Genomic DNA, 760 nt, shown 5'->3' with positions numbered 1-760 from the left:
GAGCAACTGGAGATACAGGAGATAAAGGTGCAACAGGAGATAAAGGAGCCACTGGTGATACAGGAGCTCAAGGTCCGGTTGGTATTCAGGGAGCCACTGGTGACAAAGGTGCAACTGGTGATACAGGAGACAAAGGTGCGACTGGAGACAAAGGAGCAACAGGAGACAAAGGAGTAGATGGAGATCAAGGTCCAATCGGAGCCCAAGGTCCTGATGGAGATAAAGGAGCCACTGGAGATACTGGAGACAAAGGAGCAACAGGTGATAAAGGTGCGACTGGAGACAAAGGAGTAGATGGAGATCAAGGTCCAATCGGAGCCCAAGGTCCTGATGGAGATAAAGGAGCAACTGGTGATACAGGAGACAAAGGAGCAACAGGTGATAAAGGTGCGACTGGAGACAAAGGAGCAGATGGAGATAAAGGAGTAGATGGAGATCAAGGTCCAATAGGAGCTCAAGGTCCTGATGGAGACAAAGGAGCAACAGGAGACAAAGGAGTAGATGGAGATCAAGGTCCAATCGGAGCCCAAGGTCCTGATGGAGATAAAGGAGCAACTGGTGATACAGGCGATAAAGGTCCTGATGGAGATAAAGGAGCCACTGGAGATACTGGAGACAAAGGTGCAGATGGAGACAAAGGAGCAACAGGTGATAAAGGAGCCACAGGTGATACAGGAGCTCAAGGTCCGGTTGGTATTCAGGGAGCCGTTGGAGACAAGGGTGCAACAGGAGACAAAGGAGCAGATGGAGATAAAGGAAT

Annotated in this window: 1 pseudogene; it reads left to right on the top strand. The window is 50.0% G+C overall.

What is annotated here, in order from left to right:
- A pseudogene (locus MWU65_RS17470) lies at positions 1–760 on the top strand (hypothetical protein); the annotation flags it as partial.

This window comes from Cellulophaga sp. F20128 (assembly GCF_023015805.1).
Classification (GTDB): Bacteria; Bacteroidota; Bacteroidia; order Flavobacteriales; family Flavobacteriaceae; genus Cellulophaga.
This window is presented reverse-complemented; position numbering and strand designations above follow the sequence as displayed.